The 8429-nt window shown below is 50.7% G+C and carries 8 protein-coding genes; 1 reads left to right on the forward strand and 7 read right to left on the reverse strand.

Features of this window, described 5'->3' with window-relative positions:
• Window positions 1-100 (forward strand): transposase (locus NDI52_RS34260; protein WP_190771277.1); only part of this gene is annotated, 100 nt, incomplete at its 5' end.
• 213 nt (window positions 101-313) lie between these two features.
• On the opposite strand, the gene NDI52_RS34265 is transcribed toward NDI52_RS34260, so the two are convergent.
• The 7 genes from NDI52_RS34265 to NDI52_RS34295 all read right to left on the reverse strand — a co-directional run bounded on the left by NDI52_RS34265 (window position 314) and on the right by NDI52_RS34295 (window position 8000).
• On the reverse strand, window positions 314-3922 hold the full coding sequence (locus tag NDI52_RS34265; protein ID WP_190774175.1) for a hypothetical protein: 3609 nt from the start codon (window positions 3920-3922) through the stop codon (window positions 314-316).
• 629 nt (window positions 3923-4551) lie between these two features.
• Window positions 4552-5382, reverse strand: coding sequence for a hypothetical protein (locus NDI52_RS34270; RefSeq protein ID WP_190774174.1), 831 nt, complete (start codon window positions 5380-5382; stop codon window positions 4552-4554).
• On the reverse strand, window positions 5379-5999 hold the full coding sequence (locus NDI52_RS34275; RefSeq protein ID WP_190774173.1) for a Uma2 family endonuclease: 621 nt from the start codon (window positions 5997-5999) through the stop codon (window positions 5379-5381). Before NDI52_RS34275 ends, NDI52_RS34270 begins: the two co-directional genes overlap by 4 nt.
• A gap of 16 nt (window positions 6000-6015) precedes the next feature.
• Window positions 6016-6567, reverse strand: a complete 552-nt coding sequence (locus NDI52_RS34280) for a Uma2 family endonuclease (protein ID WP_347280204.1) — start codon at window positions 6565-6567, stop codon at window positions 6016-6018.
• 69 nt (window positions 6568-6636) lie between these two features.
• Entirely contained in the window at window positions 6637-6894 is a 258-nt protein-coding gene (locus NDI52_RS34285) for a MerR family DNA-binding transcriptional regulator (RefSeq protein WP_190774172.1), read from the reverse strand.
• 131 nt (window positions 6895-7025) lie between these two features.
• On the reverse strand, window positions 7026-7649 hold the full coding sequence (locus tag NDI52_RS34290) for a Uma2 family endonuclease (protein WP_190774176.1): 624 nt from the start codon (window positions 7647-7649) through the stop codon (window positions 7026-7028).
• 45 nt (window positions 7650-7694) lie between these two features.
• Entirely contained in the window at window positions 7695-8000 is a 306-nt protein-coding gene (locus NDI52_RS34295) for a hypothetical protein (RefSeq protein WP_190774171.1), read from the reverse strand.
• Window positions 8001-8429: the final 429 nt, after the last annotated feature.

Consider the following 8429-nt stretch of genomic DNA (forward strand, 5'->3'; position numbering starts at 1 on the left):
ACTGAAGCAATACCGGGGGATTGCAACCCGGTACGATAAGCTAGCGGAGAGCTTTTTAGGGGGTATCTACCTGGCAGCAACGCTCATCTGGCTTAATTGATGACACGCCCTAGCTATCTGTCCAGCACTTCCGCCCGCTCAAATCGCTGACCGCGTTACCCCTCCCAACCAATTCATCTGCTCCATCCTCAAAAAAGGCAAAGCCGAAAGCAAAAAATACCAAGGATGGAAGACACAGCAAATTTAACGGACAAGAAGCGATCGCCCCTCTCCAAAAGCAAAGAATTCTGATTTAGCAGCTCAAGCTATAGGGTTAGGAGGCGATCGCCCTCCCATACTGCGCTACTGTGTCCAAAACCGCCTGCTTTTGATATTCATTTTTGGCATCAGCCCAGAGGGATTGCATCATCGACAGGATCTCCAGGGGGCATTTTGTCCAATCGGGTTGGAGCTTGTGATCGCAACTTGGAAGAGGTGGTATATCTAGGCAAGTTGCGATCATAGCCGGAGGCGTTTCAGGAATAGAGACCCCTTCCTTGTCTTCAAGCCGTTTCATAAAGCGTTCTTCGAGGGCTTCCAAGATAGCGTTTCTGTCTGTGTCCTTTAGATTGGTGATGACGTACTGCCGTTCACGATTCTCCCGTCCACCTTTCCAGCCAATCTCCTCCACGACGAACCCTAGCTTCCGGAGGATCTTGTTAATGGTTCTGACTGGGGTATGGGTTGGGGAAATATTGAGCCGTAAATAGCGGCGAAATTGGTGACTTCGCAATAATGCCCATTTGTACACCGCGATTGCTTCGGGGCTATTGTTGTCCCATTGTTCGACCTTGCCCTCAATAAAGGGATGCAGGGGGCATTCGTGGAGGAGTTTGGCTTGACCCGATCGCCAGGATAAACGCGAATAGCTGACAAACTGTCCACGTCGTGTGGCTTGAGTGAACTCGTTAAGCCATGTCCAGCGGTCCAACCATTGGGCAGCTTGAGGATTTCGGGCCATCCAGAGTAGCTCTGCTGTTTTCAGAAATCGCCCATTGTCCAGGATGATGGTCTTCAAGACAAAGTCAGGATTGTTCAAGTCAACGCCTGGTAGTTTGTCCTGAAGGAGCCGTTTGTGGGCTAACTGCCGTTGCTCTTTTGTCGCACCCAGCTCTTCAAGGATGGAGCGGGCCTCACTCAGAGACATCTCATCGGTATCCAAGTAAGCAAACACCTCGGCGTCTGCGATCGCCAATTTCCCTCGAATTTGTTCCTGTTCTTCCTGCTCTGCCGAAGCGCAGCCTCCAATGATCTGAATGTTGTATCCTCGCGACTCCCATAGCTTTATCAGGTCTTCGCGTAGCGACAGACGGTTATAAACCCCTCGGGCCTGGTAGCGAGCAAAGTACCGTAGCCAGAACCCGAACTCAGACGTTGGATCGTCCTGAGATGCCTTTAAGCTGGCGATCGCTCCCACTAGGTCGAGGAGGTTGCCGTCAGCATCGGTTATGCCTTTTGATTGCGCGTACTGAGCAAACTGTGTGAGTTTCTCCACACCCTCCACGTTGCGGTAAAAGTCGCGGATGATGACATCAGGTCTGCAACTATTAAAGAAGTCATCGGTACGGGCACTACGAGGTTTGACGTAGCCGAAGCGGGGCACATTTGAGCGTAAGCGTTCTGGCATTTGTTTGGCCGATCGCCAATCCAGGTGAACCAAGTGTATGGCCATTGATTGGAAATGGCTCTCAGGGTCAGTGATGCTGATCCCTTGCTGGAACGTGGGGGAATACCCCAGAATGCGAGGGCGGTTCTGGGTAACCCACTTATCTGGATCGGTACTCAGCTGCTCTGCCCAGTTTTCGGATGAAGAGTCACTATCCATGATGTAGATCTCATCGGCTCTAACCAACCCTGTGGCGATCGCCATCTCGCAAGTCTCACGTAGCCATTTTGCGGAGTCACTGCACAGAATGAGGTTTTCACCTGTGTGAATCCGCTTCTTGATTTCAAGCCAGGTCAGTGAAGGGGATTGAAATAGAGAGATGTCTCTAGACTGGTTTGCAGGCCGCTCAAACTTAAGAAAATCAACCACTTGAGGGCCACAAGCTTCCTGGATTAGGTCGATTTCCAGGTTGGTAATGCCATCTTCTGAGAGGACAAGCCATCCGTTTTGATCGGTGAGCCAGCGAAATAGCGATCGCAGCCAATTGAGGATCAGGGCATGGTTCTGCTTTGAAGTTTTGCCCTCTAAGACCTGGTGAAAGAGTTGGCTCACTTCATCGATAAGAATCAGCGGTGGGCCATCAGGCAATTGCCGGATGGGGAAGCGCCAGCCGGACTCTGGGCACAGGGTGACTTCATTGGGGCATCGGCCAAACCCTTTAAAGGTGGTGTGGTGGGGTAGTTTGAGTACGTCTGCCGATTGCCGTCCTAAAGCATTTCTGGGAGTCAAAAGACAGCGAAATGCCCCTGGAAATTTGCGTCGGTGCTGTTCAACCAACTCCCTGAGTGCTGTGGAAGTCTTACCGACTCCCATGGGGCCATCAATGAGGATGGTGCCACTCATTTCTGGTAAGGACAGAACCCCTGAAGGGATGTAGCGCCCTGATAGGGTCAGGGTGGGCTCAACCCTCAGGCTATTAAATTCGGCCATCAGGCGGTCGGTCTCAGCCCGGTAGCGATCGCGTCTTTCCTGTTCCTCGGCTGCTTTTTGAGCCTCAAGAATAGGCTTTTGTTCGGCTGCTTCGGCTGCTTCGGCCTGCTCTATAGCCTCCTGCTCTGCCTGGTATCGAGCGTATGCAATGGGATCAGGTTCGCCCAGGGTGGGAGATTCATTATCAGCACTGTGAACCGACTGTGCGACTTGTGCAGAACCGGTGATGCACGATGCTAGAGACAGAAATTCGGCTGGAGTGATAAAGGCGATCGCCCCCAGGTTCTCCAACTCGTCAATGTCTGGATCGTCTTTTGATTCCTGTCCCCACCAGGCAACCTGAACCAAGTACCCCCATTCCTCCAGGAGTTGCCAGGCTGCTTTGTATTGCCGCAACACGCCGAAGTTCTTGATAGAACCAGCATCAGGGAAGAATTCAATGCAGTTGGTTCCAGCCTCGGCGGTTAGGATTTCCAGAGACGCTCGTAAGGTTTGGGGGCTGGAGGCAAATTGCCCCCCGGCAGCTCCAATGGTGGCAATGCCAAGTCGCTCAGACGTAATGAAAGGCTTGGCTCCGGTACCTTCGACCAGAGCGATCGCCTGACGGCTAACGGCGCTGGGCCGGAACACGGCCAGAGGTAATTCGCCGTTGGGTAAGTTGGGCGGTTGCCCGTTGGGTCGTTTGCGAGTGACGCTCGATATCCATCGATAGCGCCCACCATCGCCTGGATCACGCAGGCGGAGTTGCAATGCAACGATTAAGCCGTGTGCGTCGCGAACCGGGCACAGGTAACCGTCTCCTGAGGTATTGAGCGATCGCCCTGTGAGGCTGATTCCAGGAAGGGTTGTGGGGAACTCCTCCGGAAGCTTCTGCCACTTGCCAACGGACACGAATTGGCCTGCTTTAATTTGAGCTTCGCTTAGGCCTCGCCGGTGGAGATCTGTCCGGTCGTCGGGATGCAGGGAAAGGCAGGACAGAAGCCGTTGATAGTGGCGATCGCGCTCCTCCGCCGACATGGATGCGGCTCGTTTTTGTGCCTCCAGGTGTTCCTGGATAGCACGGCGTTCTTCCAAATTGCGCCGCCAGTCATCATTCTGCTGAGCGTCGTCGGATATCCAAATGCCCCAGGTATCATTTTTCGTTGGGCGGATAAACCGATAGCCATCGACTCCCGTCACCCTCTCTGTCAGGGTCATACAGAGGATGGTGCCTGTTTCGGTTTCCCGACAGCGCTTGTCGTGGGAGCCGCAGATGGGGCAATCTTTGAGGGCAGTAAGGCTGCTCATGCCGCACCTCCTTCATTCTGGAAGGTGAGCAGAGATGCTGAATTCGTAACCCCTTCGGCTGATCCGCAGGTGCGAGCTAGGTTACTGTACAGGGAACTGGTTAATCCTGGAATGGCGGTCGCCATTCCAGCATGAGGACACGTCCTAGAGGGCGCAACCAGCGATCCGAGGGATGGGCCTATATTTGTCTCTGCAGAATAATTCTGGGAGGCAGGGGTAAGTTGCTCTCGTTTTGCGGTACGGGTCTTATTATTTTTGGGAGTTAATTTTAGAGTGAGCTTGGGCTTATGGGTCGTCTGAAACCCACAAGCCTCCATTGAAGAGGGTTTTGGCATTTTGCGATTCCTTTGATGAGTTCGATCAAAGGAACCGGGTATTCATTGGTGACCAGGTTCGTGTTGACAAAAATATCAACACGAAAAATTTCTCAAAGTCTTACGGTATGTAGATTTTGGCGATCCCATGTTGAAGAACTGCAAAAAAATACACTAAGATTGAAGCAGTAGGGTAGCAATACCCTATCTCCTGGGTCACCAGGTTTTGCGTGGTAGCAAAAAATGAATATCCTGGTTCCGTTTTTCTGAGTACCCCTGTCGATCCACGACGGGGGTTCAGAATTTTAAAGGGAATTAGGTTGTTTGGTCCTGTGATTGCCGATGAGCGAGCCACGCTCTGATAAAGTCAATCACTTGGCTTGAGTGGATTACATAACAGGCCCCTCCTTCTCTGGGGATAAACAAAAACTTTTTGCCGCCGATTGTAGTGTACAAGTGTTCTTGGTGTTCGTCTAAATTAGTTTGATTCCACACCACTAACACTTTGGCCATCGGCTTTCGGACTCCTCTGGAATTACCGAACAAGTTACGCCTATTTTTTCTGAGCCAATAAGCTTGTTCTGATAATTCTGTCAGTGGGTCAGGTTCCCACCGCTTCAGACCTTTTTTACTTCGCCTATAATACAGGGCTTGCTTGTGCTCATTGTAAATAATTTTCGATTCTCCAAAAGAGCGAATCGCAAATAGCAAAAACTCCTTTCCTGGAAATCGAACAAATAAGTCGATGGGCTGATATCCAGGCACTTTTATCAGAGGTAACGCTTCGACTCCAAGCCCCTCAAATTCTTCCAGGATATTCTTAATTAGCTTGATGAGCCTGCTTACTTTTTCAAGTCTCGTTGCCGGTTTCCAGGTTAAAAGAATTCCCAGCCATGCAACAGAAAAGGTTGCTAGTCCAGCGATGAGAGATGCTGCACCAATGGAGGTGATCAGATTTGAAAGCTTATCTTTTTCAAGTTCAAGCTGTTGTAAGTTCTCTCTGTTATCAATTGGGGCAACCCGATCGGCTGCTTCATCACTTGAAAGCCTTTCCCGAATGGTGGTGAGTTCTTCAATAACTCCATGATTATCGATGGTTTCAGGGTAGTCTTTGCTCGGACTTGGTAGGGTAGGCGCAAAGATCATGGGTCTTTCCTCCGGGCTGAAAAGACTTCATTGGCCGTTAAATTCAGGTTTTTGAAAATGGACGACTGAATGGGGTCGTCGTCTCGAAACTTCCTGGATTCATACCCTCCTTCGATTAATTCATAAATGGTGAGGGTGGGAGCCTTTGGAAATCCAATGTGCTTGGCGGCTCCAAGCCCTTTGGGGTCTACGATCCAGTATTCTGGAATCTCTAAAGCTTGGTATTCGTGGAATTTTTCATCGTAGTCTTCACTGGCTGAACTAGGACTCACAATTTCCACGACCAGTAGGCTAGGAATTTGGAAGACGGCGGTTTGGTTCAAAAGCCTATCGGCTTCTGCTTTGGAAACAATCGCAAGGTCGGGGAGGCGAGAGGTGTCATACTCTGTCCGTTGCCCCGCGTCTCGAAAGGTTTCCCATGCATCCTGGCCGAAGTGGTCTAGGATGGCCTGATCCAAAACCCTTTCCAGAAATTTTGCGATGCGGTAATGCAAAACTGTGGGGGGATTCACCAGACGCAGTTCTCCACGCACCAATTCGTAGCGCTCATCGGTCTGGGCGCAAATATCAATGTACTCTTCAAAGCTGACTCTCGGTTTAACGACTGCTTGCGTCATGATGGCGATCGCCCTCCTAACTCAGCAATTCTTGTGCTGATATTGCAATGTCTGGAAACGCCAGGGGATGAATGGTGCCCTGGGTGAAAGTTTCCTCGACCTGGTATCCATTGGGGGTGGGTGAACGGAATACAATCAGCTTCATTTCTTTTAAGTTCAGCACCCAATACTCTGGAATCTGGGCTGCGGCGTAAGTTTTTGTTTTGACTTGCAGATCCTTAGCCAGACTAGAATCTGAAAATTCGACCAGCCAGAAGATGTCTTCCGGGTAGGGATGGTGGGTGTTGTAGCGGATATTTCGGCAAATGCAGAGGTCAGGCTCCGGTTCTGAGTGGTTGGGAAGGGTAATGGGTTTACCAATGCGAATGCGGGCGCGATCGCCCAGGCGTTGCCGCAAATAGTCCTCAGCCACATCGCCTGAATCTGCATGGGGAATGCCTTCTGGGGGCATTTCAACGATTTCTCCGTTTAACAGTTCCACAGGCCGATCGTCTAAAATCCCTGCATTAACCATGCGATGGTAGTCTTCCGTCGTCCACTTGGCGTTACTGATGGGGGTTTGGGTCACAGCAATGGCCTCCGTTGGGAGCAACAGAAAAGGTATGCAGGAAAAGACAGATCCGGTTTATCGGGTCAATTAGCTGGCTTCAACAAGGGCTTCCGATTGCGGGTGGTACTGTTCGTAGATTTGCTCAAGCGCTTTCTGGGGAGACATTCCCTGATTGAGCAAGTTTCGGAAGTGTTCGATGTAGTCGGTTCGATAGAGCCGAGTGCCATCCCACCGGCGCACGCTGGGTTTTAACCAGTTTTGCCGGTCCCACCGACGGATTGTGTCGATGCTCCGGTTGAGAGCCGTTGCTACTTCCCCGATCGCCAAAAGCTGTGTGTTACTCATGGCAGTCACCATATTAACGGTGATCGAATTTTATATAGGTTTGCATAGGTGTGAACACCTCTTTACGAAGGTTAACAGACTTTCTTCAGGTAGAAGCAAAATCCTGAGAAATTTTTGGGGTGTTAGCCGATCTATTTGCTCATGGCAAAAATTTGCTCTGCTGTAAGAGAAAGATTTGGAAAGAGCCGAGACTCGATCTGATCCTGGCCTCTAAAGGGTTTTCCGGGCTGATACTCTCCAGCTTCGAGCTGATAGATCGTAATTGTGGGCTGCTTGGGGGAGCCGATGTAGCGTACGCCACCGTAGGCCGCGTAGTCTACGATGATGTACTCCAAAACGCCTAAATCTTCGTACTTTGCCAGTTTTGTGAGGTAGTCATCCTTCCAGTTTGTACTGACGACTTCGATGATTCCCGGTGGAGCTATGTAGGCAGCAGCAGAGCTTGGGCTGCCTTTCATGCGCTCCCACTCGTCTTTTGCAAAGATGACGATGTCGGCCTTATAGCTTTTTTCCCGCTCTTCAGGTTCTGTTTTTAGCCGCACCTGTTTAGATTGCCGGGGAACGAAGGGGCGGTTGTTCTCTAAACAATGAGCTTCGAGGTAGGCGCAGAGTCGTTGCACCAAGTCCTCGTGGTTGGCGTTGGGTTCAGATAGTGGCACGGGAATCCCATTAACTAGCTCAAACTGGTTGCCTGATCCGTCGTCCCAGGCAAGAAACTCTTCAAAGGTCAGAGGTTGTGTAATGGCTGCATACATGGCGATCGCCTCGCTACTGCCCATATATCAATCATGACTCACCGTTCAAGAATTACCGCAGTTGATTGAGGCAAACCAGACACGGGAAGACTGGTTGGGTCGCGATCGCTCTCGAAATGGGTAAGCCAGCAGGTAATCCTTAGTTAGGCTCAATCGGGGCAAGCTTTTCTCAATGCGATCGACCAGGTTCTCTAGGCGGTCGAGCGGCCCTGTAACTTGGGGTAAGGTCAAAAACGCCTTATGGTGTGTGATATCAAAGCAGGCCAGGATATCGCTCGGTGCAAAACTAAGGCGAAAGTAGTCCGTAAATAGGTAAGACTGGTTGGCTTGAATGATGGGGGGTCTGGGCATCACTCTCTTCTAGGTTGCGGGGCAGCTATATTCTGATCGTCGTGCGTCTGCCTTGATTTCTATCCATGTGGTGCAGGCTGAGAAGAAGCTCAGATGCGAATCGTAGATTTTTTCAAGAGGCGCGGGGGCGAGCGATCGCTAAAACAGCTATTCTTCCGTTACCCACGCGAATATGAAGCTGAGGTGGCAGTTTAGCCATTTTTCATTGAGGTTTGATGCAAGTAATGGCGTACAGTTGACAGGTGAGAGCGACCCCTACGAAGATAGAGCTCTGAAAAGCTTTACTAACTGAACAACTGAGGTAAGCCACTGGTTCGACCAGTGTGACTCGAAGAGTTTTGAGCGTTGCGGCAGTAAAGTAACTCCTACGGTGGCTTGATGAGCCAACTCCGTAGGAGGAAACAACAATGACCCAATCGTATCAAAGCC

The organism is Leptolyngbya sp. PL-A3 (assembly GCF_039962325.1).
In the GTDB taxonomy this organism is placed as follows: Bacteria; Cyanobacteriota; Cyanobacteriia; order Elainellales; family Elainellaceae; genus Vacuolonema.